14 protein-coding genes are annotated in these 17103 nt (G+C 50.8%); 4 read left to right on the plus strand and 10 right to left on the minus strand.

What is annotated here, in order from left to right; genetic code table 11:
- Positions 1 to 314: 314 nt before the first annotated feature.
- From B9Y59_RS13270 to B9Y59_RS13305, 8 genes are all read right to left on the minus strand, one after another.
- On the minus strand, positions 315 to 743 hold the full coding sequence (locus B9Y59_RS13270; protein WP_082402072.1) for a TM2 domain-containing protein: 429 nt from the start codon (positions 741 to 743) through the stop codon (positions 315 to 317).
- A 268-nt stretch (positions 744 to 1011) separates the two neighbouring features.
- On the minus strand, positions 1012 to 2778 hold the full coding sequence (locus tag B9Y59_RS13275; RefSeq protein ID WP_054323241.1) for a phosphoenolpyruvate carboxykinase (GTP): 1767 nt from the start codon (positions 2776 to 2778) through the stop codon (positions 1012 to 1014).
- Between the two features lie 137 nt (positions 2779 to 2915).
- Positions 2916 to 3950 (minus strand): tRNA (adenosine(37)-N6)-threonylcarbamoyltransferase complex transferase subunit TsaD, encoded by a 1035-nt coding sequence (gene tsaD, locus B9Y59_RS13280; protein WP_054323242.1) that lies wholly within the window; start codon positions 3948 to 3950, stop codon positions 2916 to 2918.
- Positions 3951 to 3962: 12 nt separating this feature from the next.
- A complete protein-coding gene (rimI, locus tag B9Y59_RS13285) occupies positions 3963 to 4418 on the minus strand; it encodes a ribosomal protein S18-alanine N-acetyltransferase (protein WP_054323243.1) in 456 nt (151 codons plus the stop codon).
- On the minus strand, positions 4415 to 5587 hold the full coding sequence (locus B9Y59_RS13290) for a hypothetical protein (RefSeq protein ID WP_085534053.1): 1173 nt from the start codon (positions 5585 to 5587) through the stop codon (positions 4415 to 4417). Before B9Y59_RS13290 ends, rimI begins: the two co-directional genes overlap by 4 nt.
- Positions 5588 to 5613: 26 nt before the next feature.
- A complete protein-coding gene (locus tag B9Y59_RS13295; protein ID WP_242967322.1) occupies positions 5614 to 6429 on the minus strand; it encodes a putative RNA methyltransferase in 816 nt (271 codons plus the stop codon).
- A 75-nt stretch (positions 6430 to 6504) separates the two neighbouring features.
- Positions 6505 to 9117, minus strand: a complete 2613-nt coding sequence (polA, locus tag B9Y59_RS13300) for a DNA polymerase I (RefSeq protein ID WP_198945626.1) — start codon at positions 9115 to 9117, stop codon at positions 6505 to 6507.
- A 235-nt stretch (positions 9118 to 9352) separates the two neighbouring features.
- Complete coding sequence (locus B9Y59_RS13305; RefSeq protein ID WP_054323247.1) at positions 9353 to 9799, minus strand: MarR family winged helix-turn-helix transcriptional regulator; 447 nt, start codon at positions 9797 to 9799, stop codon at positions 9353 to 9355.
- Positions 9800 to 10076: 277 nt separating this feature from the next.
- Between B9Y59_RS13305 and dusB the strand changes: the two genes are divergently transcribed.
- From dusB to B9Y59_RS13320, 3 genes are read left to right on the plus strand one after another with little or no spacing between them, the layout of a single operon-like run.
- On the plus strand, positions 10077 to 11066 hold the full coding sequence (dusB, locus tag B9Y59_RS13310) for a tRNA dihydrouridine synthase DusB (protein ID WP_054323248.1): 990 nt from the start codon (positions 10077 to 10079) through the stop codon (positions 11064 to 11066).
- Complete coding sequence (locus B9Y59_RS13315) at positions 11063 to 11998, plus strand: ComEC/Rec2 family competence protein (RefSeq protein ID WP_054323249.1); 936 nt, start codon at positions 11063 to 11065, stop codon at positions 11996 to 11998. The genes dusB and B9Y59_RS13315 overlap by 4 nt, the downstream gene beginning before the upstream one ends.
- Positions 11999 to 12009: 11 nt before the next feature.
- Complete coding sequence (locus B9Y59_RS13320; RefSeq protein WP_085534059.1) at positions 12010 to 12876, plus strand: hypothetical protein; 867 nt, start codon at positions 12010 to 12012, stop codon at positions 12874 to 12876.
- Positions 12877 to 13512: 636 nt separating this feature from the next.
- Here the strand turns inward: B9Y59_RS13320 and B9Y59_RS13325 are convergent.
- Complete coding sequence (locus B9Y59_RS13325) at positions 13513 to 14775, minus strand: hypothetical protein (protein WP_085534061.1); 1263 nt, start codon at positions 14773 to 14775, stop codon at positions 13513 to 13515.
- Positions 14776 to 15667: 892 nt separating this feature from the next.
- On the opposite strand from B9Y59_RS13325, the gene B9Y59_RS13330 reads away from it, so the two are divergent.
- The gene (locus B9Y59_RS13330; RefSeq protein ID WP_054323252.1) at positions 15668 to 16369 is read left to right on the plus strand and encodes a GNAT family N-acetyltransferase; all 702 of its coding nucleotides are present in this window, start codon (positions 15668 to 15670) and stop codon (positions 16367 to 16369) included.
- Here the strand turns inward: B9Y59_RS13330 and B9Y59_RS13335 are convergent.
- Positions 16272 to 16955 carry an ABC transporter ATP-binding protein gene (locus tag B9Y59_RS13335; protein WP_442856164.1) on the minus strand — a complete coding sequence of 228 codons (684 nt, stop codon included), beginning with the start codon at positions 16953 to 16955 and terminating at the stop codon, positions 16272 to 16274. The genes B9Y59_RS13330 and B9Y59_RS13335 overlap by 98 nt on opposite strands.
- Between the last annotated feature and the right edge of the window lie 148 nt (positions 16956 to 17103).

A 17103-nucleotide genomic window follows, 5' to 3' on the forward strand; every position in this document is an offset into this window, starting at 1 on the left:
GCACAACTAAGTCTCTTCTCTGAGGTCCCGTTGAGAAGATCGACCGCCTCACATCGCAACATCCACGCCCTTTTCGGGACAAGTTCCCGAAATCATAGTAGTGACAGGGATACCCTGCAATTTGGTGGGGGCTGTCATTTGATATATCCCCATTACAAATAAACAAACGGATATTGGTAATGGGGATAACTGTGATCAAACGGCAGCTTTAAAATGGCGGATGGTCCCTCTCGCTAATTGACTAATGAATATTTTTAATAGGGACGTCGCCGCAAAAGGTAGGGTAACCCTACGAATACTCTCTTTGGTTTTCATTACTTTAATGGAGCCCCCGAAGCGTCGGTAAAGCTCCCACAAGCGATCATAATCAGGTCCACCAACCAACCGATTCCAAATACACCGCCGGTCAACAGATAGACGATACCGCTTCCAATCTTCCCCACATAAAACCGATGGACGCCCAGTCCACCCAGAAAAATGCACAGCAACAACGCCACCCATCTGCTTGACGCAGAGATCACTTCCACATAAGGGGGAACGTTTAGCGGAGCATCATACGGAGGCGGAGGTGAATTCCACTGTGACCCCTGATACGCATACGGAGGCGGCGCACTCTGTGGTCCCGGCGGGGGGCTATTCTGTTCGTAAGATGCCTGCTGTGGGGCGGTCTCCAAAGGCGCGCCACATTCCTTGCAAAAATGGGCTTCTATTGGATTATCAAACCCACATCTTGCACATTTCATATTTAAAACTCCTCACATCCAATCGATCATTATATTCATCATACCATGCTGTGTGAAAGTATGTCAATCAAACAAAACCAAGCAACTCTTTCCAGTTCAGCTGCTATCAAGTTCCTCGCTTATTTTTTTACGAGTCTATCCAATCCATATGTCCATGAGATACAAAGTTCTGCGATTCTGCTAAAACATCTCCCTTTGCCCCACACAAAACAAAAGGAGCGTCCCGGTTTCCCGAAACGCTCCCAAACCCCTGTGCAGGGTATCTCTCTTATTTCTTGAGGTTTGCCTTAAGGGTATCCAGCTGATCGCGGAGTTCCTTCGGCAGCTTGTCGCCAAACTTCTTATAGAACTCTTCGATGCCCTCTGCCTCCTTGGACCACTGGTCGTTGTTGACTTCCAGGATGCTCTTGAGGGTGTCGATGCTGAAATCCAGTCCCTCCAGATTGATGTCCTCTGCATACGGTACATAGCCGATCGCCGTCTCCTGTGCGTCCACTTCACCCTCGCAGCGCTTGATGATCCACTCGAGAACACGGAGGTTGTCACCAAAGCCCGGCCAAATGAAGTTGCCGTTCTCGTCGAGACGGAACCAGTTGACGTTGAAGATCTTCGGAGCCTTGTCGCCCAGCTTCTGGCCCATTTCAATCCAGTGCTTGAAGTAGTCGCCCATATGATAACCGCAGAACGGCAGCATCGCCATCGGGTCACGACGCACAACGCCGACCGCACCGGTCGCAGCAGCGGTTGTCTCGGAAGCCATGATGGAACCAACAAACACGCCGTTGTTCCAATCGCGGGACTGATACACCAGCGGAGTGGTCTGTGCACGGCGGCCGCCAAACACGATCGCGGAGATCGGCACACCAGCGCCATTCTCAAACTCAGAGCTAATGCACGGGCAATTCTTTGCAGGTGCAGTAAAGCGGCTGTTCGGATGCGCGCCCTTCTCGGTAGAGGTCTTGCCGTTCCACGGCTCGCCCTTCCAGTTCTCTGCATGCTCCGGCGGATTCTTATCCAGGCCTTCCCACCAGACCGTGTTGTCGTCGAGGTTATGCACAACGTTGGTGAAGATAGTCCCCTGACGGGTGGTATGCAGCGCGTTCGGGTTGGACTTTTCGTTGGTGCCCGGCGCTACGCCGAAGAAGCCATTCTCCGGGTTGATCGCCCACAGGCGGCCGTCCGGCCCAATGCGCATCCAAGCAATGTCGTCGCCAACCGTCCAAACCTTGTAGCCCTTTGCTCTGTAGCCCTCCGGCGGAATCAGCATGGCCAGGTTGGTCTTGCCGCATGCGGACGGGAAAGCAGCGGTGATATATTTTACTTCGCCCTTCGGGTTCTCGAGACCGAGAATCAGCATATGCTCTGCCATCCAGCCCTCGGTCTTGCCCTGATAGGAAGCAATACGCAGTGCAAAGCACTTTTTGCCCAAGAGCACGTTCCCGCCGTAACCGGAATTCACGGAGATAATGGTATTGTCCTCCGGGAAGTGGCAAATATAGCGCTTCTCCTCATCGATGTTGCACTTGCAGTGCAAGCCGCGCACCCAGTCGTTGCTGTCGCCGAGAACTTCCCAAACCTTCTCACCTACGCGGGTCATGATGCTCATGTTCATGACAACATAGATGGAGTCGGTCAACTCTACGCCGATCTTTGCAAACGGAGAGCCGATCGGGCCCATGGAATACGGGATCACGTACATTGTGCGGCCCTTATAGCTGTCCTTCGCAATGTCGAACAGCATCTTATAAGCAGCCTGCGGCTCCATCCAGTTGTTGGTGGGGCCTGCGTCTTCTTCCTTGCGGGAGCAGATATACGTTCTGCCTTCTACACGAGCTACGTCGTTCACGGCGGTGCGGTGCAGATAGCAGCCCGGCAACTTTTCCTCGTTGAGCTTAATCATCTCACCCGTGGAGCAAGCCTCCGCGCGCAGCTGGTTGAGCTGTTCCTCAGAGCCGTCAATCCACATAACCTTGTCCGGATTGACAAGCTTTTTCATGTTTTCAATCCAATTCAAGACGGATTCATTTTTTGTCATAAATGTTCTCCTTCCGGCCCAATGGCCATATTACGTTACTGATTAAAGTATAGTACATCGTTTGAAAAATATCAATTAAAAATTTGTGAATACATGGCCTTTTTTGAAAATTCCTGCAAGTTTCCTAGGAATCCCCTTCATCTTCTTGGGTTCTGTTGGGCTTGCGGCCCCTGAATCGGCATTTCTGCGCAAGCATTCAGGTCCAATCCGGCGGTATGCCCCGCCAAATACTCATAGTATCCCTGCGCTCCCACCATGGCCGCATTGTCGCCGCAGAGGTTCAACGCCGGTTTATACAAATTCCAGCCAGACCGGCTGCACTCCTCTTCCAGCCGGCGGCGCAAGAGAGAGTTGGCCGAAACGCCTCCGGCGATCACCAGTTTTTTCGCGCCGCTCTCCTGCGCCGCCTTTACAAAGTTTTGCACCAGACAGTCCACTACCGCTTTACGGAACGAAGCCGCAAGATCCGGGATCGGCAGTTCCTCTCCTTTCTGCTTCGCATTGTGAATCAGGTTGATCACCGCCGTCTTCAGGCCGGAAAAACTGAAATCATAGGGCGCACCGTCCACTTTTGGATGGGGAAGCCGGAATGCTTCCGGGTTTCCCTCTTCCGCAATCCGATCCATCTCTACGCCCCCGGGATACGGCATTCCCATCGCGCGCGCCGCTTTGTCAAAGGCTTCACCCGCTGCATCGTCTCGGGTACGCCCAATGACACGCAAATCCGTGTATCCCTTTACTTCGACTATGTGCGTGTGTCCCCCAGACACCACCAAACATAAGAAAGGCGGCTCCAGTTCCGGCGATGTGATGTAGTTGGCGGCGATATGCGAGCGAAGATGATGAACCGGGATCAACGGCTTCTTTGCCGAAAGCGACAGCCCCTTTGCAAAGTTGACCCCCACCAGGAGGGCCCCGATCAATCCGGGGGCATAGGTCACTGCGATTGCATCGACCTCTTCGAGCGTCACCCCTGCGTCGTCCAGCGCCTTTTGCGTAACCGGAACCACCGCCTCGGAATGCCGGCGCGAGGCAATTTCCGGCACCACGCCCCCGTATAATTTATGTTCCTCTACCTGCGAGGCTATCACCGACGAAAGGACATGCCTTCCGTCCTCCACGACCGCTGCTGCAGTCTCATCGCAAGAACTCTCCAATGCCAAAATTCTCATATACTTCCCCCTTTATTGAACTCCCATCGCCTGCCGGGTCAAAAGCAACGCATCTTCATGGTTATTCTCATAAAAGTTTTTGCGCACACCGGCCTTGGCAAACCCTAATTTTTCATATAAAGCAATTGCGGATGTATTGGACATCCGTACCTCCAGGGTGATAAACTCCCCACAGTGTTCCTCCATCCACGCAATCATCCGCTTTACCAACTGTTCTCCAATTCCCTGGCGGCGGGCGGATGGCCGCACTGCAACCAAATCCACATAACATTCTCCACAGACGGCGTGCATCCCAGCAAATCCCAGGCAATAGCCTTCTTTCTCCGCCACCCAAAAGTGCGCGGTATCACAGGAAAGTTCCGCCGCCAGCCCTTCCCGGCTCCACGGCATTGCGAAACAGAGCTGGCTGATCTCCGCCAATTCGTCCAGGTGGCGCTCTTCCATCGATACAATTTGAATCGTACTCATGCAGTCACCCCCGCGGGACGCTGCACCGGACTGTTGGAGAGCAGGTCCCAGAGGTGCTTTGCAAGCAAAATCAGGTTGATGAACACTGCAACCGCCAGAAGCTGCTGTGGATAATATGCCAGCCCGAAGAGATAATTGGCGGTAGCACAGGCGGACGCCCCGCACATAATCGCCGCTGTATAGACCTTCCTCGGGAAATAAAATGCAAAGATCACACTGACAATGTCCGCCAGAAAATAATACCGTTCGTGCATGTGCGGCAGGATAAATGGCAGTAAAATTGCAAACAGCAGCCCCATTGTCACAAGAATCTCCGGTGTGATCACATACGGCTTTCGATACAACACATAGAGCAACATCAATACCACTCCGCCTGCAAAAATAACGCCGGCCTTTCCGAGCGGCTCAGAAGCGACATTCCCCAAAAAAGCATACAGGTTTGGAATGGACATACACAGGCTCGTGTAAAGCTTTGATTGGGATACATACACGGTCAGCAGATCCCAAAGATTCCTCCCCATAATTGCAGCTGGTATAATTGACAAAATATATACACCAGGGATAATCAGTAAGCTGTGAAATTTGACTTTTCTCTTCAAGAACAGCAGCAGCAAGAGCGGTGCAAAAAAGATCGCCTGTAGCTTTAATACAAACGAGATGGCAAACGCCAACACCGCACGGTTCGGGCGATCGATGAGAAAGTAATACAGGCACGCCACCAGCGCGCTGGTGAACATTGCATCGCACTGCGCCCATGCTGCGGAATTCAGCACCACTGTGGGCAAGAAGAGGACCACAGCGTAAGCCATCATCCCATGGGGCCTCCCAGGATACCGAAGCCATACAATCCGCATCACATAATAAGCCAAGACGAAATCGGCTGCACAGGATACCAATTTTATCAGATAGAGATCCTGCCACGGCAAATAGGTCAAGAGCGCTAAAATATAAAAGTAAGGCGGCATATAATCGCCAATATTCATCCCAATCGCCGCCAGGCCGCCATTTTCTTTCAATGTGGCAAACCATCCCTGTAAAAACTGATGATAATCGTTTGATTCAATGGGAAAGAGATAGAACCGTGTCAGCAGTGCGGCAGCTGAAATCAAAAAAAGAAACAGCACATCTTCCCACTGAATTTCATTCCGTGTATGTGTTGCAGCGTTCAAGCGCACCCGCTCCCTTCGATCTGGATTCAAGGATTTCGCTGATAAACTAAGAAGTGGAATTCGATCTGTGTATCCAGCTGCTGCGTCTGGCGCAGATGTTCGCTTCCCTCCGCTCCTGTCTTCCAATAGTATGGGGTCATAGCAAACAGGTTTTGAATCGTTTGATAATCCACGATGGTGATTTCTTTTGTGACAACCGTCCTCTGTAAAAATGCAAATCCCGCATATTCTGTATCCTTATATGTATTCTCATACGGATGCTCATACAGGATTTCCTTGAGGCCATAGAGATGCTTCTCCCCTGGGACCGCTAAAATCAGATGGCCACCCGGTTTTATCACGCGTGCCAATTCCCCTGGAACGATTGGCGCAAACACGTTCACCACCAAATCAGCGCCTGCTTCTGCAAAAGGAATTCCGAAGCTGCTACCCACCGCAAACGCAATCCCCCGGTATTTCTTTGCCGCAGCCCGTACCGCACATTTCGATATATCAAATCCAAATACCCGCGCGTGTTCTCCAAGCGCTTCTGCCAGGCGTCCCGTATAATATCCTTCGCCACAACCCGCATCTAGCACGACAGGCGATTCGAAAGGTTCTGTGTACTGCAAAGCCAACCGGTTTAGTTCCTCGCTGAAAGGCTGATACAGTCCAGTCTCCAGAAAAGCGCGCCGGGCAGAAACCATCTGTTTGTTGTCTCCAGGATCTTTGGAATGCTTTTTATTGGGCGCCAGAAGATAAACATATCCCTCTTTTGCCAAATCGTAACTGTGACCCTTTGGACAGGAATAGGTCCTTTCCCCTCTCTGTAACAAATCCCCGCATACAGGACAGATGAACAATTTCCTGCACCCTCCTCGCCTTGCGATTTTTTCTAACGGCTCGGCGCCGGCCGGGCGGCCAAGCGCCCAGCCTAGTCATCCCAGTTTGGCGTCGTACCAGGATTTACCGGTTCCCGCATCTGCAAGCAGCGGAACCGCCAGTTCCGCTGCACCGCGCATTTCTTCTGTCAGGAGCGCCGCCGCCTTCTCCGCCTCCTCTTCGGGTGCTTCTACAATCAATTCGTCGTGTACCTGCAAGATCAGCCGGGACTTCATCCCCTCTTTTTTCAACCGGTCCTCCACACGAATCATGGCAATCTTAATGATATCCGCTGCGGTCCCTTGGATGGGCATATTCCGTGCGACGCGCTCGCCAAACGCGCGCATATTGAAATTGGAAGAGGCCAGCTCCGGCAAATAACGCCTACGTCCGAACATGGTCTCAACGTATCCCTGATCTTTGGCTTGTTCTACGATGCGCTTCATATAGTCGTCTACGCCGCTGTAATGTGCTAAGTAGTCATGAATGTACTGCTCTGCCTCTTTTCGCGTGACGCCAATATTCTTGGCCAAAGAAAACGCTCCAATGCCATACACGATGCCGAAGTTGACCGCCTTTGCACGGCTTCGCATCATTGGCGTAACCATCTGCTCCGGCATATGAAACACCTGCGCTGCGGTGATGCGATGAATATCGTCGTTGTTGAGAAACGCCTGAATCATATTGGAGTCATTTGCCACATGTGCCAACACACGCAGTTCAATCTGCGAATAGTCCGCATCCACCAGCACACATCCCTCTTTTGCTACAAAGAACCGGCGCATTTCGCGCCCCAAGTCCGTGCGCACGGGGATGTTTTGTAAGTTGGGCTCGGTGGAACTGATTCGCCCTGTGCGCGTCTCTGTCTGATTAAAGTTGGAATGGATTCTTCCATCACCCGCAATCACCTTAGACAGACCATCACAGTAGGTGGACTTCAGCTTTGTCAAGCTCCGGTAGTTTAAAATCATCTCAACCGCGGGATGCTCATAGCGCAGATTTTCCAAAATCTCCGCTTTTGTGGAATACCCCGTCTTGGTCTTTTTTCCATGGGGAAGGCCAAGCTTCTCAAACAGAGCATCGCCCAGCTGTCTCGGGCTATTGATATTAAACGCATAACCCACCGATTGATAGATTTCCCCTTGAATGCGGTCAATCTCGGTTTGAAGCGTCTCCCCAAACGCCTCGATGCCCTTTGCATCCACCAAAAAACCAATCGATTCCATATGGGCCAGAACCCGAGCCAACGGCAGCTCAATGGTCTCCAACAGCTCTGTCTGATGATTCCGGGCAATCTGTTCTGCCAGTTTGTCCACTAATTCGGGGAATACCGTCGCCTGTGCGCGGAACAGCGCTTCGGTCTGCCGGCGCTTTCCCTCTACATCCCCGCGTTTGAGGGGTTCCTGTTCCGGTAGTTCCAACGGTAGGTTGTATTCCTGTGCCAATCGCGTCACATCATACGCTGAAGCCGACGGGTTCAAGAGATAGGCAGCCAACATGGTGTCAAAGGCGCCGCCCGGGATCTCTTCCCCTCCTAATGCTGCATACAGGGGCTTAATATCATGGGTGTTGATTCGGACCGCCGGCAGCGCACAGACCTTGCGCAGAAAATCCGTTCCCTCAAGCTCATATACCCGCATCCCACAGCAGAGATATACACGATATACCGCGCCATTCTCATACCAGACGAGACAATCTGCGCGCCCCGATGCACGGAGTTCGTCCAAAAGGGTGTCAGGCGCTCCCACTATGAGTTCATGAACGGGTTTCTCCACATGTTCTTCCTGTGTGACCGCCGGAAGGTTCAATCCCAACTTTTCGATCAAAGAGAACATCTCCAGTTTTACCAATAGGCGCGCTGCAGCTTCCCGGTCGCCCTCCGTTGGGATATAATCCGATAGTTCCGTATCGACCGGCGCATCCGTGCGGATGGTTCCCAAATGGCGGCTCAAATAGGCGTTTTCTTTATCCCGAATTAACTTCTGGCGCATGCCCTCCTTGATTTCCAGCGTGTCGATATTCGCATAGATTTGATCGAGGTCGTGATATTTTTGGATCAATTCCCCTGCACCTTTGGGGCCAATGCCTGCAACCCCGGGGATATTGTCCGAACTGTCCCCCTGAATGGCCTTGATGTCGATCAGTTGCGGAGGGGTTACTCCGTAGTCCTCCATAATCTTTGCCTCGTCATAGAGGGTCACTTGCGGTTGCCCCATCTTCGTCGCCGCCAGCCGCACGGTCACCTGTCTGTTGACGAGTTGCAGGCTATCGCGGTCCCCTGTCGCAATCACACAGGTATCCCCAGTCTCCGTACATTTTGCCGCCAGTGTTCCCAGGATGTCGTCCGCCTCAAATCCTTCACACTCTACCAGCCTGTACCCCAACAGACACAGCAGTTCTTTCAGGTTGGGCAGCTGTTGCGCCAATTCCTCCGGCATTCCCTTGCGCTGTGCCTTGTAGCCGGCATATTCTTTGTGCCGGAATGTCGGGGCGCGCATATCAAAGGCAATCGCCACGGCATCCGGCTCGGTTTCATTCTTTAACTTTTGCAGCATAGTCATAAAGCCATAAATGCCATTGGTATACAGGCCGTCCTTCGTGCTTAACAGTCGAATTCCATAAAAAGCACGGTTCAGGATGCTGTTGCCGTCCAATACAAGCAGTTTCATGATTTCTCTCCCGTCTAATCAGTCAATTGTTTTATTATATCACTTTTCGCATGGGAATTTAAGTGTTATAATAACTTCTATCCAATTCTTGCGCGATTGCGCACAATCTTGCGGTAGAATCTACTCTGCTGAGTCCCTGAGCAAGAGAAAGGCCAACAATCCTGCGGCCGATCTGCCAACCGGAAACGTATTCGGAATGCATGCAGCAGGCAGGAACACCCTTTGACAATCCTCCTTATTTACTCTTTGACAAAGGGAATTTGGTCAACGTATTTTGAACCATTTTTTCCAAAAGGAGGCTCAATTCGGCTCTTTCCTCCATCGTCAATCCGTCTGTAAGCAGCTCCATACACAGATCCCCCTGTTGAATCAGCGTTGGATAAACATCCCAAGCTTTTTCTGTAGGGAAGAGGTTAAACGCTCGTTTATCTTTTGCATTTTGTTCCCTGGTGATGTATCCGGCTGCAATCAGCTTCGCAATCGCCTTGGCAACTACACTTTTTTCATACGAAAGCCGTTTGACCATCTCGTTCTGGGAGATACCGCTGTTTTTACAGGTTTCTATGATGATCGAAACATGCGAGGAATTCAGCCCCAATGGAGCGGCATGTTCGCTCCTCCAGGCATTAATTTTTCGATAGAGCATCAAAATAGCAGCAATATCTTTATCCGGCAGCAGCATACAATCACCTTTTCTGTTTGAAATGTGTTTCGATTATAGCGAAAAGCCGTGGCAAAAGCAACTATTTATTGACAAACGACCTTTCTAAGCTATAATAAAAAGTGTCATTTGCCACTATCTGCATGTGTATTCGTCAAAGTGGCTTGACTCTTTCTGTGAGTGGCCCAAATGCTTAGCCACCCGATTCCACAATAGGTAACAGCGCTGCCGTACAGATTCTGCCCTAAAACCGTGCATACGTACGGATAAATCCAAAAGAAATACGGAGTATTCTATGATGAAAATTGGTAATGTGAATCTACAGGGCCGTGCCGTATTGGCCCCCATGGCCGGCGTGACCGATCGGGCTTTCCGTGAAGTCTGTGCAGGCTTTGGCGCCTCCTATGTAGTAAGCGAGATGGTCAGTTCCAAGGGACTACAATACAACGACAAGCACACGAGCCGGCTGATGGAATTGGGCGACGCAGAGCGCCCGGTTGGGATTCAGCTTTTTGGGGATGATCCCGCTGTGCTGGCTTTCGCTGCCAAAAAAGCAATGGCGTATCACCCGGATGTCATCGACATCAATATGGGTTGTCCGGTGCCAAAAGTCGCTGGAAATGGTTCTGGAAGCGCGTTGATGAAGAATCCCGCTCTTTGTGGCGAGATTGTTGCCGCCGTCAAAGAGGCGGTATCCGCGCCCGTAACGGTGAAGATTCGCAAAGGATGGGACCGCCATTCGGTCAATGCTGTGGAGGTGGCAAAGATCTGCGAAGCCGCGGGTGCGGATGCAATTGCTGTGCATGGGCGGACGCGCGATCAGATGTATGAACCATCCGCAGATTGGGACATTATCCGGCAGGTCAAAGAGGCTGTACAGGTTCCTGTAATGGGTAATGGCGATGTGACCAACGCGCAGGAGGCCGCCCGGATGTTGCAAGAAACGGGCTGTGACCTGGTGATGGTAGGCCGCGGCGCCTTGGGAAATCCCTGGATTTTTCAGCAGATCAACGCCTATCTGACCAATTCATGCTGCATCATCCCGGGGCCGGGGCTCTTCGAGCGCCTGACCGTCATGGTAAAGCATATGGAACGGATGTGCCAATATAAGGGCGAAGCCTCTGCGATGCGTGAAGCGCGCAAGCATGTCGGCTGGTATCTCAAGGGCATGCGCGGCGCGGCAGAATTCCGGCGCCGGGCGGGAACCCTGGAGACACGCGAGGATTTGAAAGAACTTGTGAAATGTGTTCTTGAAGCCAATCTGGTAGATGGGGAGGTATCCAAATGAGGAGACGGCCGAGCCGTACCACACGCCGCGTATCATCCTGGTTGGTTGTTGCGGCCATTCTGATTTTTGCTTCGATCAGTGGAATCCGCCTGCATTTAAACGATTCGATTTCGGATGTGGTAGACACAGGGGTCATTCCGGATGGAGCTACGTCCATCTATTATATCGATGTCGGGCAGGGGGACTGCGAGCTAATCCGTACGCCGGATGACCAAACGATTTTGATCGACGCAGGCACAAATGCAACCGGAGATGCGCTTGTCCATTATCTGGAAAAGCTTGGTGTCACACAGATTGACACTCTGATCGCTACCCATCCGCATGAGGATCACATTGGCGGTATGGATGAAGTAATCCATGCGTTTCCCATAGGTGAAATCTATCTGCCAAAGATTGCAGATAGCCAGACGCCGACCACACGGACATATGAACGCCTCCTGGAAGCCATTGACGATCGGGGGCTTTCCATTACGCCGGGCCATGGGGGGATGACCATACTGGATGAAAATGGCATCAAGCTGGAATTTCTCGCACCCAATTCCGATTCCTATGCCGAGTTAAACAGCTATTCCATTGTGGCAAAGTTGACCTGTGGGCAGAAAAGTTTTCTTTTTACCGGCGATGCAGAGGCAGACAGCGAGGATGAAATGCTTGAAGCCGGTTATTCCCTCCGCAGCGATGTTCTCAAATGCGGCCACCACGGAAGCTCTACGTCCACCAGTTCTGCCTTTTTACAAGCTGTCCAGCCAACTTATGCGGTGATTTCTTGTGGTGTGGACAATGACTATGGCCATCCACACCGGGAAACACTGGATAAGCTCAAAAAAGCCAATGTCGAAATTTACCGCACCGACGAGCAGGACACCATTCTGGCTGTATGCGATGGTACAAACATCACCTTCGAAACCGGCCTTGGGTCCCTTGTCAAGTAAAGGAGCACAGCATGTTTTTAAAAAACTTTAAGATTGATACCTCCCGCGCTCGGGATTCTTGGCCGCGCCACGTCGACCGCTTAGAGGATCTTCCTGCGCCCTACCGTCCACACATTGCGGAATGGATGCAGCGGGGGATGCCCATTTCACAAGTTCTCTTTGTCCGTCAAACCAATCATTGGGTAACTGAAAAGCCGGAATACGTCGTCGCTTGGCAAGAAAACCGTATTCTCTATTTGCAAAAGCAGCTATTGGGCGGGGTGGTTCCCACCGTTTTAGATGCAGAAACGGTTTCCTATGCGTTGTATTCTCACCGTCTTTTGGATAACCGCCTCACAATCTGCTATCTCTCCGACGGAGAAGCGCATAAGTTGATGTTGCATTTCAATGCGGCCACCGAAGAGCTCTTTTATCCCCTCTTTTCCATCCTGCTGCACCATACATTTACCCAACCTAGTCCTGCGCGGGATGAAAACCTTGCGTCCATTGTCGCTTCCCTACGGGAAAAAACCTTCCGGATGTGCAGTTATGTCGAGCTGATCTATCGCTTTGATGACACCATTCAAGCATATTATTGGGATAAGAATATCACACCGGAACAGCAGAAACGCAACGAAAAAAGCCTAAAACGCATCGAAGAAACGGAATATCTCGCTGCCTTGACCGGCCAGGGGATTGCATTGGAAAAAATCGCAGAAAATGCAATCGACGTGGGATACTTCTTCCACAACGCAATCTCGCAAGTTTCTCTGGTATTCTCTGGAGAAAACAGCCTCGCTCTTTGTCTTTCAAGTGTATCTGGGGAATCCTTTTACGTGCCGGTAAAACCAGAGAACCATTCCGCTGCGGAGGCATTCGCGCGCAGCTATAAAAAATAATCTGCGGTTATTTTTCCTCTGCCTGTTCCGGCGCCTGCGATTGGTAAAAAGCAGAGCTATAGGAAGGTCATTGTATGGCGGAACAACAAAATTGCCTCCTTCCGAGGAAAACAAACCTTTTGATCCAAGAAAGTTCCCTACAGATTGCAACCTATTGTGGGAAGCTATAAAAACCCCTCTATTTTCCCTTATGAAAGATATACGTAAGGGGCAGCAGTCATGAGGGTGTGCCAAAAGGCATGAAATGACTTTTGGATACCTTCGTTTTTTAGAAACGCAGATATTTTTCCAAACAGAAAGAGGATGCTCCTTTCCTATGAATCCAAAGATTCGTAGTTTGGGCACACCCTCTTGAAACAAATATGTTCGTGGTTTTATTAATAGGGATAGCAGCTATCAATAGCCATTGTAAAGCAGTAGGGTGCCCCAAACGAACATAAAAACTCTGATTCAAAGAGTTCTTTAACACGACCGATAAGTCATCTTTTCAAACGAAGGCGCATGGCAAACCTGATTGGTTTTGCCATGCGCCTTCGTTTGCCTTTTTATGCCATTCCATGAAAGCTTCCATACCCCAACACAAGCTTCCTAACGTAAGAAGAGCCATGAACTGTTTCCAGCCCACGGCCCCTACCATCATTCATCTTTTGGATCATCAAAGAAGGAATCCCAATCAAAATTGCCATTCTCATCCTTTTGATCCTTCATGATTTCTACCTTAAATCCGTAAGGGCTCTCCCCTACATCCTTTCCGTTGCCCGAAGACGTTTCTCCCGGCTTACCATCTTCAACAAACCGCACATCCGGCTGGACAATCTCAAATTTTTCCTGTACGGGAACATTTTCTGACAACGTTGCTGTGGCGGGCGCTTCCGTTTCGGTCACAACCTCCTCGGCGATCTCCTGTGATACAGGCGCTTCTTGAGATTCTTCTGGCTGCCCTGTTTGCTCAGACAGTTCCTCTTGCTCCTCATCCGAAGAGAAGAGATAGTCCTCACGCTGCTGGACACCGCTGCTATCGGAACTGATGTCTGTAAATTCTTCAATCTCTCCGGTGTCGTCAAAAGCGCTCCGCCTCCGCGGTGCAAAGAACTGCGCATAGACAAAGAATGCTATTCCACCTAACCCCAGCACAATCAAGGCAATTCCCAACGGCAAAATCCAGGAGAAAGAACCCTGTTTTTCTTCGGAGTTTCCATCACCATTTCCCTGGGGAGTGTTTTCAAAGGGTTTTGCGTCAGGAGATTGGCTCACTTCCCCGCTGGTAAGTAATTCGCTCCAATCTTGGGAAGAGAGTAAATCCGGATCGCTGGTTGCTTCTGCTGCTCGAGAAGCATTCTGGTTGATTTCCGCATTGTCCGTGTTGACCGAAACGGCCGGCTTCTGGCTTGCTGGCGGCTGATATGGTTCCTCTTCCGGATCTTCTTCCGGGGTGGATACTTCAACTTCTGAGGACTCCGGCTGGCTCTCCGTTCCCTCTGGAAGGGATGTTCCGTCCGGATTGGACGACGCATTGGGGTCCGAAGGGTTTTCTGCCGGCGGTACTTCTTCACCCGGCGATGTCACTGGCGCACTGGGATCAAACGGCGGAGAAATGCCCGAGTCTGACGACACTGCCGGTGCATTTGGGTCTACCAACGTCCCCGTATTGGGGTCCGTGGCAGGCGGAATGGTTGGATCAACCTGTGTATTAGGATCGGCGTCCGGAATGATCGGATTGACCGTAGAATCCCCCGGAATCCCCGGATCGACTGTGGACTCCACTGGCGCTGCCGGATCGGGAACCGGCGTAATCTCCGTCGCAAAGGCTGTGACAGCAAATGTAGAGGCCACAAAGACCAACACGGAGGATAGGAGGGCTGCCCGGCGCAGCATTCCATTGCGTTTCGATCGTTTCATATTCGTTTATTCGCTCTCCTGTCTGTAATCAGGCGTACGAGCCCTGAAAGGAAATCGTCGCATTTTCCTTAACATCATATCACAAATACACCTAAAAATACAACTGGTAAATCGTCGGCCACTGAGAAAGTTCCCATTGTTTCAAAAAAGCAGCCCTTCTGTCGCTGCTGCGTGTTGTGGATGCCTACCATAAATCGAAGCCATTTACCTATCGAAGGTCCGCTACTGAATGGTCTTGTCATTTTCCTCCCCTATCGAATATGTATGAAAGGAACCGGTACTGCATGCTTCTAGCTGGATGCTCTTTTGTAAGAGAATGGCAACGCTTGGCGAAATAATAAACCACTCCAGTGAACCCCTGCGGAGTATTCCGTCGTGCACCGGTAGGCTGTATCCAATGGGGCGTGCCGGTTCTAATCGTAGCATACCCCTCTCAACTTTTCTTTCCACGGGCTTTGTTGTCCTCTCGTTCTATAAGCAAGCGATCCGTTTTAAGCATGATGGTAACTGTCAAAACCCATTTCCGAACGGAAAATACCACTTGTAGATCCTCCTTCTACGAACCATGCGCGGACCGCCGTATTGGAAGCACGTCCTTTTTTTCCGGCGTTTCATGTCTGCTGTCGCACAATTACCTTTACAGTTTTTTATAATTCATCATAAAATTACAAATTGTATAGATCAATCGGTGTCCACTGTATAGAGAACTCCATTTGTGCAAAGAATCCTAAAAAATATGCTGGAAAAGCTTGCGGGCCCTACTGGAACGCGCTATAATGAAGGCGCGTAAGCACGCCTCCTTGGGAGGAATTGCAGATGGTATCTGCTCGGTTTTGCGCAGATGCCCGGAAATTGATCCGGGCAAAATTTTTGTGATGGGAGAATTTTTATCATGTGTACAGGAGAACCGGCCAGTATTATGCTCGGTACGGTGGAGGATCTGCCGCAGATTTATGCGGATATGGAGCAGCAGTTTCCGCCCGACGAAATGTACAAGTATAAAAACCTGCTTCATCTTCTTCATGGGGATAAATATAAAATCCTGCTGTATAAGCGGGACTCCGATGGCGAACTGCTCGGTTATGCATTGGTTTATACCGTTGAGAACTGTAATATTCTTTGGTTGGATTACATCGCCATCTTAAAACAGCATCAATCCCACGGATATGGCAATCAGCTGTTCAACGCCCTATGGCACAAATATTGCGGGCCGTTTGACGGCATTCTTTTCTCTGTGGAGCACGTCTGTAAAGAGAATCCGAGCTTGGCCAAACGTCAAGAGCGCCGCATCCAGTTTTATGAACATCTGGGTGCATACCGGCTTCACGCAGATTTTCAGCTTCCATGCGAAAATGGCGCCCTTCCGATGTATCTGTATTTTAAGCCGCGGCGTGGCTTATGCACCATCAGCCGTACCGTACAGATTCAGGCCATCCGCCAGATGTATGAGTATTGTTTTTTCTATCTGCATCATTACAAGGATCTTCTCGCCCGTTTTAAGCCGACGATCTTGGACGAACGGCTTCTTCCAGCACGCCGTCCTGTATGGCCACACGCCGCTGCGCCTGCTGCGCAATCCGCTCGTCGTGTGTAATCAGCAGGATGGTTCTGCCCTCTTCATGCAATCCATGTAAAATATTCATCACCGCCGTTCCCGATTTGGTATCGAGGTTTCCGGTGGGTTCGTCCGCCAAAATGATGGGTGGCCTTGCCGCAATTGCGCGCGCAATGGCCACCCTTTGTTGTTGTCCGCCGCTCATTTGATTGGGACGGTGACGCATTCGCTCCGTCAATCCAACCCGGCACAGGGCGTCCTCGGCCAAGGCGCGCCGTTCCTCCCGCGGAATTCCCCGATAGGAAAGCGGCAATTCCACATTTTCCAGCGCAGTCAATCCTGGGACCAAATTAAATCCTTGAAAAATAAACCCGATCTTTCGGTTACGAATATCGGACAGCTGGTCCTCCGATAGCGCATCGACATTTTCGCCGTCGAGAATATATTCACCGGAGGTAGGTGTGTCCAAACACCCCAGTACATTCATAAGCGTTGATTTTCCCGAACCGGACCGTCCGACGATAGCGACAAATTCACCCTTTCCCACCGTGAGCGAAACACCGTCAAGTGCATGAACTTCATTTTCTCCCTGCCGGTAGATTTTATAAAGGTTGCGTACGATCATAATTGGTTTCATCATTTCACCCCGCAATATCATACCCCGCAATCTCGCAAAGATACTGACTGCAAAAGCTTTTACAAATCTGACGGAATCCGGTATAATAAAGGTAGGATCGGCGCCTTTTTCCATGGAAAACCGTCCGAAAGGAAAA

It is taken from the genome of Anaeromassilibacillus sp. Marseille-P3371 (assembly GCF_900169665.1).
In the GTDB taxonomy this organism is placed as follows: domain Bacteria; phylum Bacillota; class Clostridia; order Oscillospirales; family Acutalibacteraceae; genus Anaeromassilibacillus.